15 protein-coding genes are annotated in these 15,058 nt (G+C 64.9%); 11 read left to right on the forward strand and 4 right to left on the reverse strand.

Going from position 1 to position 15,058, the window contains the following annotated elements; genetic code table 11:
• Positions 1 to 35: 35 nt before the first annotated feature.
• Entirely contained in the window at positions 36 to 2,777 is a 2,742-nt protein-coding gene (locus ACLBKS_RS16275) for an L-glutamate gamma-semialdehyde dehydrogenase (protein ID WP_410193854.1), read from the forward strand.
• A gap of 83 nt (positions 2,778 to 2,860) precedes the next feature.
• Here the strand turns inward: ACLBKS_RS16275 and ACLBKS_RS16280 are convergent, their stop codons facing one another.
• Entirely contained in the window at positions 2,861 to 3,775 is a 915-nt protein-coding gene (locus ACLBKS_RS16280) for a LysR substrate-binding domain-containing protein (protein ID WP_410193855.1), read from the reverse strand.
• 148 nt (positions 3,776 to 3,923) lie between these two features.
• Here ACLBKS_RS16280 and ACLBKS_RS16285 point away from each other — a divergent pair, with 148 nt between their 5' ends.
• From ACLBKS_RS16285 to ACLBKS_RS16295, 3 genes are read left to right on the forward strand one after another with little or no spacing between them, the layout of a single operon-like run.
• On the forward strand, positions 3,924 to 4,883 hold the full coding sequence (locus ACLBKS_RS16285) for a Bug family tripartite tricarboxylate transporter substrate binding protein (RefSeq protein WP_410193856.1): 960 nt from the start codon (positions 3,924 to 3,926) through the stop codon (positions 4,881 to 4,883).
• 10 nt (positions 4,884 to 4,893) lie between these two features.
• A complete protein-coding gene (locus ACLBKS_RS16290) occupies positions 4,894 to 5,949 on the forward strand; it encodes a zinc-dependent alcohol dehydrogenase (RefSeq protein WP_410193857.1) in 1,056 nt (351 codons plus the stop codon).
• Complete coding sequence (locus tag ACLBKS_RS16295; RefSeq protein ID WP_410193858.1) at positions 5,939 to 6,562, forward strand: hypothetical protein; 624 nt, start codon at positions 5,939 to 5,941, stop codon at positions 6,560 to 6,562. The genes ACLBKS_RS16290 and ACLBKS_RS16295 overlap by 11 nt, the downstream gene beginning before the upstream one ends.
• Positions 6,563 to 6,611: 49 nt before the next feature.
• On the opposite strand, the gene nth is transcribed toward ACLBKS_RS16295, so the two are convergent.
• Both nth and ACLBKS_RS16305 read right to left on the reverse strand, forming a co-directional pair.
• The gene (gene nth, locus ACLBKS_RS16300) at positions 6,612 to 7,250 is read right to left on the reverse strand and encodes an endonuclease III (protein WP_410193859.1); all 639 of its coding nucleotides are present in this window, start codon (positions 7,248 to 7,250) and stop codon (positions 6,612 to 6,614) included.
• A gap of 39 nt (positions 7,251 to 7,289) precedes the next feature.
• The gene (locus ACLBKS_RS16305; RefSeq protein ID WP_410193860.1) at positions 7,290 to 8,246 is read right to left on the reverse strand and encodes an HDOD domain-containing protein; all 957 of its coding nucleotides are present in this window, start codon (positions 8,244 to 8,246) and stop codon (positions 7,290 to 7,292) included.
• 152 nt (positions 8,247 to 8,398) lie between these two features.
• On the opposite strand from ACLBKS_RS16305, the gene ACLBKS_RS16310 reads away from it, so the two are divergent.
• From ACLBKS_RS16310 to ACLBKS_RS16320, 3 genes are read left to right on the forward strand one after another with little or no spacing between them, the layout of a single operon-like run.
• Positions 8,399 to 9,598 carry a PLP-dependent aminotransferase family protein gene (locus tag ACLBKS_RS16310; protein WP_410193861.1) on the forward strand — a complete coding sequence of 400 codons (1,200 nt, stop codon included), beginning with the start codon at positions 8,399 to 8,401 and terminating at the stop codon, positions 9,596 to 9,598.
• A 17-nt stretch (positions 9,599 to 9,615) separates the two neighbouring features.
• Entirely contained in the window at positions 9,616 to 10,104 is a 489-nt protein-coding gene (locus tag ACLBKS_RS16315) for a hypothetical protein (protein WP_410193862.1), read from the forward strand.
• A gap of 33 nt (positions 10,105 to 10,137) precedes the next feature.
• A complete protein-coding gene (locus tag ACLBKS_RS16320) occupies positions 10,138 to 10,746 on the forward strand; it encodes a hypothetical protein (protein ID WP_410193863.1) in 609 nt (202 codons plus the stop codon).
• A gap of 74 nt (positions 10,747 to 10,820) precedes the next feature.
• Here ACLBKS_RS16320 and ACLBKS_RS16325 read toward each other — a convergent pair whose 3' ends face one another.
• Positions 10,821 to 11,750 carry a LysR family transcriptional regulator gene (locus ACLBKS_RS16325; RefSeq protein WP_410193864.1) on the reverse strand — a complete coding sequence of 310 codons (930 nt, stop codon included), beginning with the start codon at positions 11,748 to 11,750 and terminating at the stop codon, positions 10,821 to 10,823.
• A 143-nt stretch (positions 11,751 to 11,893) separates the two neighbouring features.
• Here ACLBKS_RS16325 and ACLBKS_RS16330 point away from each other — a divergent pair, with 143 nt between their 5' ends.
• The 4 genes from ACLBKS_RS16330 to ACLBKS_RS16345 all read left to right on the forward strand — a co-directional run.
• A complete protein-coding gene (locus ACLBKS_RS16330; protein ID WP_410193865.1) occupies positions 11,894 to 12,787 on the forward strand; it encodes an MBL fold metallo-hydrolase in 894 nt (297 codons plus the stop codon).
• Between the two features lie 94 nt (positions 12,788 to 12,881).
• Positions 12,882 to 13,595 (forward strand): DsbA family protein, encoded by a 714-nt coding sequence (locus tag ACLBKS_RS16335; protein ID WP_410193866.1) that lies wholly within the window; start codon positions 12,882 to 12,884, stop codon positions 13,593 to 13,595.
• A 58-nt stretch (positions 13,596 to 13,653) separates the two neighbouring features.
• Entirely contained in the window at positions 13,654 to 13,929 is a 276-nt protein-coding gene (locus ACLBKS_RS16340) for a hypothetical protein (RefSeq protein WP_410193867.1), read from the forward strand.
• A 211-nt stretch (positions 13,930 to 14,140) separates the two neighbouring features.
• The coding region (locus tag ACLBKS_RS16345) for a methyl-accepting chemotaxis protein (RefSeq protein WP_410193868.1) at positions 14,141 to 15,058 on the forward strand (918 nt) is incomplete at its 3' end.

A 15,058-nucleotide genomic window follows, 5' to 3' on the forward strand; every position in this document is an offset into this window, starting at 1 on the left:
CCCCCCCCCCTTCCCCCCCCCCCCCTCCCCCCCCGGTGCAATTGCTGGGCCGCCAATTCGTTCTGGGGCAGACCCTGCCCGAAGCCATGAAGCAAGCGCAGCGCGCCCGCGATGGTGCATCCGGGGCCCTGACATTCAGCTATGACATGCTGGGCGAGGGCGCGCGAACCGCTGCCGATGCCGAGCGCTATCTGCGCAGTTATGAATCCGCGTTGCACCTGTTGGCCGAACGCGCGCGCCGTGAGGGGCCTCTCGAGCGGTCTGCCGAGGATGCCCAGGACGACCCCTATCGCAGCGAGCGCGAGCGTGACGGCATCTCGATCAAGCTCAGCGCCTTGCACCCGCGCTACGAAGACGCGCAGCGCGCCCGCGTGCTGGACGAACTGGTGCCGCGCGTTTGGGGCCTGTGCCAAATTGCCGCGCGGGCACGCATCAACCTCACCATCGACGCCGAGGAAGTGGATCGGCTTGAACTGTCGCTGGACGTCTTTGAGGCCTTGTTGGTGCGCATCGCGCGGGAGCATCCCGAATGGACGGGTTTCGGCCTGGCGCTGCAGGCCTACCAGACCCGGGCGCTGGAGCTGGTGCAGCACGTGGCCGAACTGGCGCGTCGCCATCGCGTGCGCCTGATGTGCCGCTTGGTGAAAGGCGCTTACTGGGACGCCGAGGTCAAGCGCGCCCAGGAGCTGGGCCTGCCGCACTACCCGGTGTACACCCACAAGCACCATACCGACGTGAGCTACCTGGCGTGCGCCCGGGCCTTGTTGGAGGCCAGCGATGTGATTTACCCGCAGTTCGCCACCCACAACGCCGGCACCATCGCCGCGATCCAGCAACTGGCGGCGCGTGTGATCAGCCCCGGAAAGCGGCCGGGCGGCGGAATGGTCGGCGCCACCTACGAGTTCCAGCGACTGCACGGCATGGGCGAGGGCGTGTACCGCGAGGTGCTGAAGAACCCGCTGGTGCGCTGCCGCGTTTATGCCCCGGTGGGCGCGCACCGTGACCTGCTGGCTTATCTGGTGCGCCGTCTTCTGGAGAACGGCGCCAACTCGTCGTTCGTGCACCAGCTCGCCGACGACCGGGTCGGCTTGGCGGAGCTGCTCAACTCGCCGTTGAGCCTCTCACCGCAAACGGCCCTGCCGCTGCCCTCCGATCTTTATGGTCCCGCGCGGCGCAACAGCCGGGGCCTGGACCTCACGGTGCAGGCTCAGCGCGCGCCCTTGCTCGACGCGCACGCCCAATGCGTGGTGCCTACCATCGCCGAGACCGAGTTGTCCGCTTTGCCCAAGATATTCACGCGCGCCGTCGCCGCTGCGCCCGCCTGGCGCGACACACCGGTTGCCGAGCGCGCTGCCATCTTGCGCAGCGCGGCGGATGCCCTGGAGAACGACACTGCTCGCTTGTGCGCGCTGCTGGTGAAGGAAGCCTTCAAGACCTGGGGTGACGCCGTGGCGGAAGTGCGCGAAGCGGTGGATTTCTTGCGCTATTACGCGGGCGAGGCGGAACGCCTGATGGCGCCATTGGCGCTGCCCGTGAGACCCGACGGGGTGCACGGCAGCGGTGCCGATGGCCACGGCGGGGCCCGCTTCGGCGATGCGCGCCAGGGCCTGCTCGGCGTCACGGGCGAACGCAACACCCTGCGGCTGACTGCGCGTGGTGTTTGGGTCTGCATCAGCCCCTGGAATTTCCCTCTGGCCATCTTCACGGGCCAGGTGGCCGCCGCGCTGGTCACCGGCAACACCGTGCTGGCCAAGCCCGCGGAGCAGACGCCCGCCATCGCACGGGAAGCCGTGCGGGTGTTGCACGCCGCAGGCGTGCCCACCGATGCCCTGCAGTTCTGCCATGGCCCAGGCGAGACCGTGGGCGCTGCCTTGGTGGCGTGGCCCGGCGTGGCGGGCGTGGTGTTCACGGGCTCCACCGCCGTTGCGAAGCACATCCAGCGCGCCTTGGCCGCCAAGGACGGGCCCATCGTGCCGCTGATCGCCGAGACGGGCGGCATCAACGCGATGCTGGTGGACAGCACGGCGCTGCCGGAGCAGGTGGCCGACGCGGTGGTGCAAAGCGCCTTTCGCAGCGCGGGGCAGCGCTGCTCGGCCCTGCGCTTGTTGTGCGTGCACGAGGCCATTGCCGACAGCGTGATCGAGATGGTCGCGGGCGCGGCGCGTGAACTGGTCGTGGGCGACCCCGGTCAGTTGAGCACCGACCTGGGGCCAGTGATCGACTGCGAGGCCTTCGACTCCATCCAGCGTCATTTGAAGCGGCTGGAAGCCCAGGCGCGCGACCTCTTGCCGCCAGAGACTTCTGGCCTCGCCAAAACTTCCACGTCCGTGCCCGCGCCCTCGGCCGCGGAGGAGTTGACCCCATCCGTCTCTCGCCCCGCCAACTTGCTCGCGCCTCGCCTCTTTGAAGTCAAGTCGATCGCCGACGTCACCCAGGAAATCTTCGGTCCAGTGCTGCAGGTGGTGCGCTGGAGCGGTGATCCCGAGGCCGTGATCGACCAGATCAACGCCCTGGGCTATGGACTCACGCTCGGTCTGCAGACCCGCATCGACGGCCGGGCCGAGGCCCTGGCCGCGCGCGCGCACGTGGGCAACGTCTACGTCAACCGCAACATCATCGGCGCCGTGGTCGGCCTGCAGCCCTTTGGGGGAGAAGGCTGGTCCGGCACCGGCCCGAAGGCGGGCGGGCCGTTTTACCTGCAGCGCTTTTGCGCTGAGCAGACCGTGACGGTCAACACCACGGCGGCGGGCGGCAACGTGGCCTTGTTGGCAGGCTGAGCCGCGTCCAGAAAGAGCGGCGCGGGTGAGCATGGCTCATCGTGCATCGCGCATCGTGTATCGCGCGCATTACTTGCCTTGCGTCACGCCACGCGCATCCGGGTCTGGCGGTGGATGCGCTGCAGGATGTCCTTCATGCTGTCGTCCAGCAGCGGGTAGAGCGGGTGGGCGTCTCCCCGGCGCCGCATGAAGCACAACACATCGCCGGGGTCGGGCCGTTTCAAGGGCCACCAAGTGACCCCGGGCGTGCGCAGCAGCGCGGTGGACGCAGGCACCAGGGCCACGCCCAGATCGGCCCCGACCAGGTCCAGCACACCATGCACCGTGGTGGCTTCGTAGTGGATGCGCGGACTGAAACCGGCCTGGGTGCATTGTCGGATGAAGCGGTCGAAGTAGGCCGGTCCGTTGTGGCGGGTGAATGAAACAAAGCTCTCGTCGGCGCATTGCCGCAGGTCCAACGGCAGCGGCGCCGGGGGCTCGCGGTGCGCAGACACTGCCAGGCAGAAGGGGTCCGGCACGCGCACCGGGATCAGCAAGCGCGCGGGGACGGTCGCCAGACGGCCGATGCCTGCGTCCAGCGTGCCCGCGATCAGCCCCTCCACCTGTTGCGAGCTGATCATCTCGCGCAGGTTCAAGCTCCAGCGCGGGTAGTCCCGGCGCAGGCGCCGCACCAGGGCGGGCAGCACCGTGCTGCTGGCCGAAGGCACATAACCCAGGTTCAGCACACCCTCGGGGCCACGGGCCGCGTCATGCACGAGGTCGCGCAGGTGATTGGCGCGTTCGAGCAGGCTGCGCGCCTCGACCAGCAAGACTTCTCCCGCCGCAGTCAGACGCACGCCCTTGGGGTGGCGCGTGAAGAGCGGGGTGCCCATCGATTCTTCCAACTGCCGGATCTGCAAGGACAGCGGTGGCTGGGCGATGTAGAGCTTTGCAGCAGCGCGGCTGAGGCTGCCTGCCTCGGCCACCGCGACGAAATAGCGCAAATGACGGAGTTCCATGACCGGTTCGAAGAGATTCGGGAATTTTCAGGAGTGTATCCCTCTGGTATATCTAAAAGATATGGGATGCATACCGAACCAATTGTTGATGTATCCGGTGTATGCGCCAAAAATGCCGCCTCGCTTCATCTTGACCAGGAGACCCCTAATGAAATCCCTCGCTTCTCTTCTGTTGGCGCTGGCCGTGGCCACGCCCACCATGGCGCAAGACTGGCCCAGCAAGCCCGTGCGCGTGCTGGTGCCCGCGCCCGCTGGCAGCTCGCTGGACATCATCGTGCGCACGCTGGGGGACAAGCTCAAGGACCGCTGGAAGCAGCCCATCGTGGTGGACAACAAGGCGGGCGCTGGCGGCATGCTGGGCATGGACGCCGTGGCCAAGGCCGCGCCGGACGGCCACACCCTGGGCATCGGCTTCAACGGCCCGGTGGCCTTCGGCCCCTTCATGTACAAGAAGATGCCCTACAACCCGGGCAAGGACTTGCTGCCCATCGTGCTGACGACGTCGCAGCCCAATGTGCTGGCCGTACCGGCCAACCACCCGGCCAAGACTCTGAAGGATTACGTGGCCTGGGCCAAGACCCAGCCTCAGGGCGTGAGCTACGCCTCGGTGGGTAACGGCAGCTCTTCGCATCTGACCATGGAGCTGTTCCGCAACACCGCAGGCTTCCAGACCCTGCACGTGCCCTACGCCGGTTCGCCGCCGGCCGGTCTGTCCGTCGCCGCCGGTGATACCCAAGGCCTGTTCACCGTCGCGCCCGCGCTGCTGCCCCTGGTGGAGAGCGGCCGAGTGCGCCTGCTGGCCGTGACCAGCCTCAAGCGCATCGACGGTTTGGAGAACCTGCCGACGATCGCTGAGTCGGGCTACCCCGGTTTCGAGGCCCTGGCCTGGAACGGCCTCTTCGCGCCCGCTGGCACGCCCAAGGCCGTGATCGACCGCATCAACGCGGACGTCAACGCCGTCATGCAAGACCCCGCCGTGCGCGCCAGCTTCGCCAAGCAGGGCTTGATCATCGGTGGCGGTAGCCCGGCCTCCTTCAAGAGCTTCATCGACAGCGAAAGCAAGAAGTGGGGTGACATCATCCAGCGAGTCGGCATCACCATCGAATGAGCGAGCACCCATGAGCGAACAGGCTTCCACCATGCTGGCCTTGCGCAAGACCCGGGCCGAGGCGGGTACCGAACTGGTTGAAGTCCCGGTGCCCCAGACCCTGGAGGAGGGCGAGGTGCTGGTGCGCGTCGCCGCAGCCGGCATCTGCGGCAGCGACCTGCACGTCGACGACTGGACGAGCAGTTATGCCTTCATCGCGCCTTACCTGCCCGTGACCTTGGGTCACGAGTTCGTGGGCACCATCGCCAGCGGTCCCCGCATCGGCGAGCGCGTGGTGGTGCGGCCGTCGGTCACCTGTGGCCGCTGCGTGCACTGCCTGGCCGAGAACCACGATGCTTGTGAACAGCGCCGCGGCATCGGCATGACGCGCGATGGGGCGTTCGCCTCCTGGGTACGGGCGCCTTTGCGCAACTGCATTCCCGTGCCAGCGGGCGTGAGCGACACGCTCGCGTCGTTGGTGGAGCCGTTCTCCATTGCCATGCAGGCGGTGCGTCAAGCCGGGGATCTGTCCGGCCGTACCGTGCTGGTGATGGGACCCGGCACCATCGGCCAAGCGATTGCCGTGCTCGCGCGGCGCATGGGTGCCGCCCGCATCGTCGTCACCGGTTTCCAGGACGCGGTGCGGCTCGACACCTTGCGCGCGATGGGCTTCGACGAGGTGGTGGACGTGTCGCAGACGCCGCTCACGCAGTGGCTCAAAACCCGCGCCGATCTGCCGCCTTTCGACTTGGTGTTCGAGGCCACCGGCGTGCCCGCCACGATCACCGAGGCGCTGGGCCTGCTGCGGCGCGACGGCGTGGTGGTGGTGACGGGCATCCATGACCGACCCTTGTCCCTGGACCTCACGCCCTTCGTGCGCCGTCAACTTCAGTTGCGTGGGTCCTTCCGCCCGCCCGAATCCGATTGGCCGCGCGTTCTGACTTTGATGGGCGAGTTGGGTGACTCCATCCGTCCCATGGTCAGTCATGTCTTGCCCTTGAAACGGGCGCACGAGGGCCTGGCACTGGCGCATGGCAAGCAGGCCAACAAGGTGCTGCTGGTGCCCGAGGACCACGATGGCCGCTGACACCCAGGCCACCGCGGTGCTGGCGTTGTGGAACGACGTCGATCCCATCCACGACGCCGATTACAACGACTGGCACGCGAATGAACATGTGCCGGAACGCCTCACCGTGCCCGGCATGCTGTGGGGCCTGCGTTTCCTGGCCACGGCGGGCGTGGTGGGGCCGCGCTACCTGACGCTTTACGGCCTGCGTGACGCGCAGGTGCTGGACAGCGCGCCCTACCAGCATCTCTTGGCCTGGCCCACGCCCATGAGCGCACGCATGCGACGGGTGATGCATGGCATTTCACGCGCGGTGTACGACGTGGTGGCGACGCAGGGCAGTCTCGCGGCGTCCGGGCTCCTCTTGAGCGAGGATCAAGACCTGGGCCAGCCCACCCTCAACCCAACCCCCACCGAGGGTGAGAGCGACGCGGTGCCGGGCTTGTTGCGCGGTCAGCGACGCCCCGACACCCAGCCCTTGCCGTGGCTGCAGACGGGGCAGTCGGGCTTTCAGCCGCCGGAGAGTCTGCGCCTGGTCGCGCTCGCGCAGGCGCCCATGGGCGCGAAGGCCCCGGTCTTGCCCGGCGTGAGCCGTTACCGGCGATTGCCGGTATCGGGCGACGGGCAGTTTTGAGGCTTCAGTCCGTCGATCGCGTACACGCAGACTCCCGGACTCTCGGGACTCAAGGCGAGCGTGTCTTGTCGGGCCAGTCGCACGAGTCCGACACCTGGCATTCCCAGCAGCGCGGCTTGCGCGCCAGGCAGATGTACCGGCCGTGCAGGATCAGCCAGTGGTGGGCGTGCTCCATGAACTCGGCGGGGATGCGCCGCAGCAATTGCTGCTCGACCTCGTAAGGCGTCTTGCCGGGTGCCAGGCCCGTGCGGTTGCCTAGGCGGAAGATGTGCGTGTCCACGGCCATGGTGGGCTCGCCAAACGCCACGTTGAGCACGACGTTGGCCGTCTTGCGCCCCACGCCCGGCAAGGCTTCCAGCTCTTCGCGGGTGCGTGGCACCTTGCCGCCATGCCGCTCCACCAAGATGCGGCAGGTCTCCATCAGGTGCTTGGCCTTGCTGCGGTACAGACCGATGGTCTTGATGTAGCCCTCCAGCCCCTCCTGCCCGAGCGCGAGGATGCGGGCTGGCGTGTTGGCCACGGGAAAGAGCCGTCGCGTGGCCTTGTTCACGCTCACGTCCGTGGCCTGGGCCGACAGCAGCACCGCGGCCAGCAGCTCGAAGACCGAGGTGTATTCCAACTCGGTGACGGGCAGCGGGTTGGCCGCGCGCAAGGTGGTGAAGAAGGACGTGATCGCGGCGGGGGTCATGGGCTTTGCAAGGGCCTGCCAGACGAAGGCCCCGACGCTTCAGAGAACCGAAAGGTCAACGAAACAGGAAGCTGCGGGCGGTTGCGCGCGCAGCGCCTGGGGCGTGAGCCCCAGGGCCGTCAGCACATCCTGGGGCAGCAGATCCAGGGTTTCGGGCGCAAGCACCGGGGCATCGCTGGCCTGCACGCTGGCCGAGTTCAGATCGGCCAGGTGGCTGGCCAAATGCAGCACGCCGCCCAGCGGGTTGATCAGGGCATGAGCGGGGGAGGATGCGGGCCAAGCCAAGGGTGCCGCCGCGACCCGCAAGGCGTCGACCAGGCTGTCCGGAAAGCGCCAGCGCTGCGCCAATTCCGCCGTCACGTCGACTTCGGTGAAGCCCAGCGCCTTGCGTTCGGCGGCCCAGCGGCTGCCGGGCACATGCGGTTGACGCTCGATCAGCGACAGCGCCTGCGGCTGCGATTGCACGATCAGCAATTCGCCCAGCCGCAGCATCAGGCCAGCCAACCAAGCCTGTTGCGGGTCCAAGGGCGGGCGCGGCGCGCTGGGGGTCAGCAGGGCCTGCTCGCTCAACCACTGGGCGTACCCTGCGCAGGCCATGCAATTGCGCCAAAAGTGCGCGCGGTTCAGGCCCGGCGCGGCCGGAAAACTCACGTTCATGCAAGCGGCCAACGCCAGCAAACGCACCTGGGTCAGGCCCAGCAGCGAGATGGCCGAGGTCAGCGACTCCACCTCCCGGCGCAGGCCCAGGGCCACCCCGTTGGCCGCGCGCAGCACCTTGGCGGTGAGCACGGGGTCTTGGGCAATCAAGGCACCCACCTGGGTGGCCGGGATGTCCCGGTCTTGCAGGCTGCGGATCAGGGCATGCGCCACCTCGGGCATGACGGGCAGCTTGACCGAGCGAAAGAAAACCGCCAGGTGAGGGGCGGTCTGGTGCGGCGTTGAGGACGTGGGAAGCGCCGTGGGAACGGTGACGTTGGCGGAGGTAAGGGGCGCCATGGAGTTGATTGGGGACTTGGTCTCGTGCTTGTTGATGTTCTTGTCGGGTTCGACCCTTGGCCCGATTGTCCATGATGAACGCGCGCCTGGAATGCGAGAATGCACGAACAATTTGTTTCCGTTGTTTACGCCCCTAGTTTTCCCCGATGACCATGCAATTCGCCCAACGCCTCGATCACGTCGAAACCTCCGCCATCCGAGAACTCTTCAAGCTGCTGGGCAAGCCCGGCATCATTTCCTTCGCGGGGGGCTTCCCCGACAGCGCCATGTTCGACGTCGACGGCATCCGCGAAGCAAGCATCAAGGCTTTGGCCGAGGACCCGGGCGCGGCCCTGCAGTACGGCGCCACGGAAGGCTACAACCCGCTGCGCGAGCAACTGGCCGCCTTCATGGTCGAGAAGATGAAGAGCACGGGCGCCCAGGTCACGCCCGAGGGCCTGATCGTCACCACCGGCAGCCAGCAGGCCCTGGATCTGCTGGGTAAGACCCTGGTGGACCCGGGCGCCAAGGTCATCGTCGAAGCGCCCACCTTCCTGGCCACCATCCAGTGCTTCCGCCTCTACGGCGCGCAGGTCATCGGCGCGCCCATCGACGCTCAGGGCGTGCAGGTCGACAAGCTGGAGCAACTGATTGCCGAGCACAAGCCGCGTTTCGTTTACCTCATCCCCACCTTCGGCAACCCCAGCGGCGCCACGCTCAGCCTGGAACGCCGCAAGCGCATCCTCGAACTCGCGGTGAAAACCCAGACCGTGGTGATCGAGGACGACCCCTACGGCGACCTCTATTTCGGCGAAGCTCCGCCCGCCAGCCTGCTGGCCCTCACGGCCCAGGTGCCGGGCAGCCGCGACTGGCTGGTGCATTGCGGCAGCTTGAGCAAGGTGCTGAGCCCCGGCCTGCGCGTGGGCTGGATGATCGCGCCGCCCGCGCTGCTCGCGAAAGCCACCATGTGCAAGCAGTTCAGCGACGCCCATACCAGCACCTTCGCCCAAGCCACCGCCGCGCAATACCTCAAGGCTGGTCGCATGCCCGCCACCCTGGCCCGCGTGCGCGCGGTCTACGCCGAGCGGGCGCTGGCCATGGGTGAGAGCCTGAAGAAGGAGCTGGGCGATGCGATTGAATTCACCCAACCCGGCGGCGGCCTGTTCTTCTGGGCCCGCCTCACCGGCGCGGGCGGCAAGCTCAAGGACGCCAACGAACTCGCCAAGCGCGCCATCGAGCAGGGCGTGGCCTTTGTGCCGGGTGCGCCGTTCTTTGCCACGAACCCCGATGTGTCCGCGCTGCGCCTGAGCTTTGCGACGGTGGGGGTGGACAAGATCCGCGAGGGCGTGGGTAGGTTGTGGAAGGCGATCTGAGCAGGCTAGGAGGAAATATGTGGCGGAATGAACTTAAGAATGCTGCGATTCCTCTTTTTTCAGTGCTCCTCGGGGGCGTCATTTCAATTGCTGCTGTGTACGTTCAAGGGCGAATGAATGAGCAAAGAGAGAATCTGCTGACCAGGAAAGAAAAGATTGAAATGTTATTGAGTCTCGCGCTTCAAGTTGAGTCGAGTCTTAATAAGATGCCAGCGCGATTAAAGACTGAATCAGCGGGTGACTATGTAGATATAGCCCATCAACTCAGGACAATGGTCATGCTTTCAGAGGTGTATTTCCCCACTTTGAAAGAACCTACAGATGCTTACGCAAAGAAGACTTTTGCCGCCCTTGATGGCTTGGCTGCGTGTGCTTTTCGGTCAGAACTGAATCTCACGAATAGGCAAAGGTGCTATTTTTCTGCCATTGAATCCGTTCCAACGCATCGCGAACTGGAAGCTTTATTTGCTGGTGCTCGATCAGAGCTAGGACAGCTCGGTCAGTAGCATTGACCTGGCGATACACGCTGGAGACCCATCGTGAACTACAAAGTCTTTCTTTTAGCTGCTCTCACGATGTTGGGTGCGCATGCCCATGCTCAAGAAGCCGACGTCAAACCAAGCAAGATGGTTCAGTTTGGCGTTGCGTTCAAGGATGGTTCGTCCGCTGGAATGAAGTTTCTGCCGCCCGACGAGGAGGGCTGGGTCATGACCCGGCCAAGCGGCGGGGTGAACCTCAAGAAAAACGCAGGTTCACCGACGGACAGCATGGAAATCGACGCCTACATGCTGAGACTCGATACACCGATTTCTCCTATGTCCAACTACATAGAGACGATCAAACGGAATATCACCGAGGGATACGAACGCAATAAGAACTTCAAGATCGGTGCGTTCGAGGTCATCGAAGACCCAAAGGAAGCCCGATGCGCCAGAATTCACCTGCTGCTGGAGCGTGTGCAGCCCAGCCAGGAAACCCAGGAAAGAAGATGGAGTGAGCAGTATGTGCTTTCCTGTGGATCGCTGAAAAACAAAGGGCTGGGTTATGAGCTGCGCTTCTATCACCGGTACGTGGAGTCCAGCAAAGACGCCCAGTTCGCCGAGAAAGCACGCCAGGTGCTGGACAGCGTGGTGCTGGTTGATCAGTGAGTTGAGCGCGGGCACATCTCCGCCGCAAAGAGCGCGGCGGTTTCATGCAATTTCCAGCAGCCGCTGGCCGACCCTCACGCTTCTGAGGCACTGCCGTGTAGGCCTTTGTCCCAAACCGGCTCCTCGCCCCCGAACCGCTCCGCCAAAAAATCGACCAACAACCGCAAGGCCAGCGGCTGGTGCTGACGCGAGAGGAAAACCGCGTGGATGCCCAGGGTTTCGAGTGGGTAGTCCTTCAACAAGGGCACGAGTTCGCCCCGCTTCAGATCCTCGCTGACGTAGTAGGTCGGCAGGATGCCGATCCCGCCGCCTGACAAAAGCGCCCGTCGCAGGATGGCGGTTTCATTCGTCGTGAAGCTCACGTCCACCGCGGGTTCCACGACCTTGTCGCCTTGCCGGAAGCGAAACTGCGTGGCGCTGACCAGCGCATGCGCCAGGCACCGGTGCCGAGACAGTTCATCCAAGGTGGCGGGTGCGCCATGGCGGCCCAGGTAGTCGGGGCTCGCGCAAATCACCGAGCGGCAGGTGGCGAGTGGGCGGGCGATCAGCGTGGGTTCCAAGGTGTTGCTGATGCGCACGGCCAGGTCGATCTGGTCAGCGGCGAGGTTGATGCCCAAGTCGGTGGTCGCCAGGGAGATGTGGACTTGGGGATAGCGTTGTTGGTAGTCCACCAGTGCCGGGGTCAACTGCGCTTCGGCGAAGGAGAGCGCGCAGGTCAGTCGCAAGCGGCCTCGGGGTTCTTGGCTGAGGTTGCCCGCCATGTGCTTGACGTCATCGGCGGTTTCCAACAATCGACGGCAGGTGGGCAGGGCCAGCTGGCCCGCGTCGGTGAGCGTGACGCGGCGGGTCGTGCGGTGCAAGAGGCGCGCGCCCAGCCAATCTTCCAGCGACACCAGATAGCGGCTGACCATGGCGGCAGACATGTCCAGATGGTCGGCGGCCTGGATCAGGCTGCCCCGTTCAGCGACGGTGACAAAGACCTGGGCGGCGGTGATTCGGTCCATCGCAACTCCTCGGAACAGCGGACGGCCAGAAGGCCGGATATTGCGTCGAATTGTGCAATAAATAATCAACCAATAGGCTGTTTATGTATTGAAGTGGCTTGAATACAGTGGCGTTTCCTCGCAACCCTTCTCAGGAGATCGTCATGTTGTTCACGACCCCATTCGTTCAAAAGCTGTTGCCCCTGCTGGCCTTCGGTGTCATCGCGACCGGGACCGCAGGCGCCCAAACGGTGACCGCGCCGCTGCAACTCAAGGTGTACAACGCGGACGCCACCAGCTTCCACGTCAACGCCGTGGTGGTCAGCGGCAAATCCGAGGCGCTGGTGATCGACACCGGGTTCACGCGGGCCGACGCCCTGCGCGTGGCCGCCAACGTGCTCGACAGTGGCAAGACGCTGAAAGCCATCCTGATCAGCAACGCCGATCCGGATTTCTATTTCGGGGCCGAGGTCTTGAAAGAGCAGTTTCCAAACGCACAGGTTCTGACCACGCCCGCAGTGCGCGAGAAGATTCAAAGCAAGTTGTCCGGCAAGCTGGCGTTCTGGGGCCCAAAGCTGGGCACGAATGCGCCGCGCAAACCGCTGGTGCCCGACGTGCTGCAAGGCAACACCCTGACGGTCGACGGAGAAGCCATTGAGGTGCGCGGCACGACCGGTGAGCTGGCGCACCGCCCCTATGTGTGGATTCCGTCGATCAAGGCCGTTGTCGGCAACATCGCGGTGTTCGGTAACCTCCATGTCTGGACGGCCGATACCCAGAAGCTCAGCGAACGCAAGGCGTGGCTGGCGCAACTCGACGAACTGCTGGCGCTCAAGCCCGTGCTGGTGGTGCCTGGCCATGCCGCGGCGGGCGCGGCGCAGGACGAAAGCGCGATCCGCTATACCCGCGACTACCTGGTTCGGTTTGAGCAAGAGCTTGGCCGCGCCAAGGACTCGGCGGAACTGATTGCGGCGATGAAGAAGGCGTATCCGAGCGCGGGTCTGGGCATTGCCCTGGACATCGGCGCGAAAGTCAACCAAGGCGAGATGAAGTGGTGAACACCACCTCCGGCCGTTAACTCATTGAACTTGCGGGCGGGCGCGAGCAAATCGCGCTCGCCGGTCCATCAAAAAGGAAAGAGAAAGGAAAGCCATGAGCGCCTCGGTTCTTCATTACATCTACGACCCCCTGTGCGGCTGGTGCTACGCGGCGGCGCCTCTCGTCAAGGAGGCCCGCAAGGTCGTCTCCGTGCAGGCGCATGGCGGGGGCATGATGACGGGTTCTCGGCGGCAGCAAGTCACCGCCCAGCTGCGAGATTACGTGATGCCTCACGATCGCCGCATCTCTCAACTCACGGGGCAGCCCTTTGGTGAGCGCTACTTTGACGGCCTGCTGCGTGACAGCAGCGCGGTTTTCGACTCGGAGCCACCGACGGCCGCCATGCTCGCGGCTGAGCAGATGGCGGGGCGCGGACTGGACATGCTCGCGCGCCTGCAAACCGCGCATTACGTTGAAGGGCGACGTTTGGCGGACCGGGATGTGTTGATCGAGATCGCCACAGAGATGGGCATGCATCGCGCGGACTTCGCTGACGCGCTGGACGCAACCTTGGGAGATCGTGCGCAGGCGCACATCCAAGAAACGCGGGAGCTGATGGGTCGTGTGCGCGCCAGCGGTTTCCCGACGCTGTTGCTCCAGACGGAAGGACGCTTGCGCTCCGTTGACATCGGGCCCTACCTGGGGCAAGCCCAGGCCTTCAGGCTGTGGCTGCAGGAGCAAGTTCCTGCGAAGGATGTGCATCCGGAGACTGGCGCGTTTCAGTGCGGGCCAGAAAATTGTGCAATCCCCGGGCGGAGTGACACCTGATTGCGCCCCATTGGGCGAGACCCAAGGTGACCGGTTCGACTTTCATGGAGTGAACGTGATGGACGTGGACGCATTGGCATCACCCAGCGGCACGGACGGCGGCGATCTTCGCCGCGTGCTGGCCTCCGTGCGTGCAGGCGATTGGCATGCCGCGCATGACGGGGTCCAATTGAACTCCACCGAACTCGGCGCCTGGCTCCATGGTCTGCTGCACGTCATGGAAGGCGATCTGGAAGATGCAGAGTACTGGTACGAGCGTGCCGGCCGAAACTTCCGCGCGAGGGGAACGATCGATGAGGAGCTCGAGCAGTTGGCGCAATCGCTGGGTGATTGAGCACATGGCTTAGCCGGGGCTGCAATCCGGGCATGACGACGAGAACCAAGGCCTCCATGCGCTTCACCTTAAGGGCAGTCGTGGCGACCTCGTGGTGAATGATTCTCAAATACCTGCATGGGTTTGGAGATATCATGTTTTTCCCTCCATTCCGGTCCCTGCTTTGCCTAGCGGGGTTACGCACATGCCGCCCTTCATTTCCAATCTCTCAGTGGCCAAGCGCCTTGGTCTAGGCTTCGCACTGGTCCTGCTGCTGTCCCTCATCACCATCATCATCAGCATCGCCCGGTTGAGCGCGGTAGCGGAATCGACACGTGAGATGGTGGACGTGCCCGTGAGGACCGAACGGCTCATCAGCGATTGGTACCGCAACCTGTCCTCCGGCGTGCGCCGCACGGCGGCCATCGCCAAGAGCAGTGATCCGTCCCTGGTGGCTTATTTCGCTGATGATGCCGCCCAGTCCAGCAAGGCTTCGGGCGAGTACCAGAAAACCGTCGAGACCTTGCTGACCAAGGAGCGCGACAAGAAAGTATTCGCGGAGATTGGCGAGCAACGCAAGGCGTACCTCAGCACCCGCGACGCCATCACCGAGCTCAAGAAAGCAGGCAAGCTGGAAGAGGCGGATCGCATGCTGGAGGAAAAGTTCACGCCGGCCGCCAAGCTCTACATCGGGAAGATGGAGGAGCTGATGAACAACCAGCGCGAGGACATCGACACCATGGCCAAGGAGATCGAGGCCAACTACGAAGCCAGCCGCATGCTGCTCGTTGCGCTGGCGCTGGTCAGCACGGTGCTGAGCCTGGTGTTCGCCTGGTTGCTGTCTGGCACCATCACCCGGCCCTTGCTGCAGGCTGGCGAGGTCGCGCGCGCGGTGGCGCAAGGCGACCTCAGCGTGCAGATCGACAACAGCCGCACCGACGAGGTGGGGCAATTGCTCAACAGCCTCAAGGAAATGCAAGGCAGCCTGGTGCGCGTGGTGTCGCAAGTGCGTGAGGGCTCGGAGAGCGTGGCGACGGCGAGCGCCGAGATTGCGCAGGGCAACCAGGACCTGAGCGCGCGCACGGAAAGCCAGGCCAGCGCCCTGGAAGAAACCGCGGCCTCGATGGAGGAACTGGGTTCGACCGTGAAA

This window comes from Hylemonella sp. W303a (genome assembly GCF_046452315.1).
Classification (GTDB): Bacteria; Pseudomonadota; Gammaproteobacteria; order Burkholderiales; family Burkholderiaceae_C; genus Hylemonella.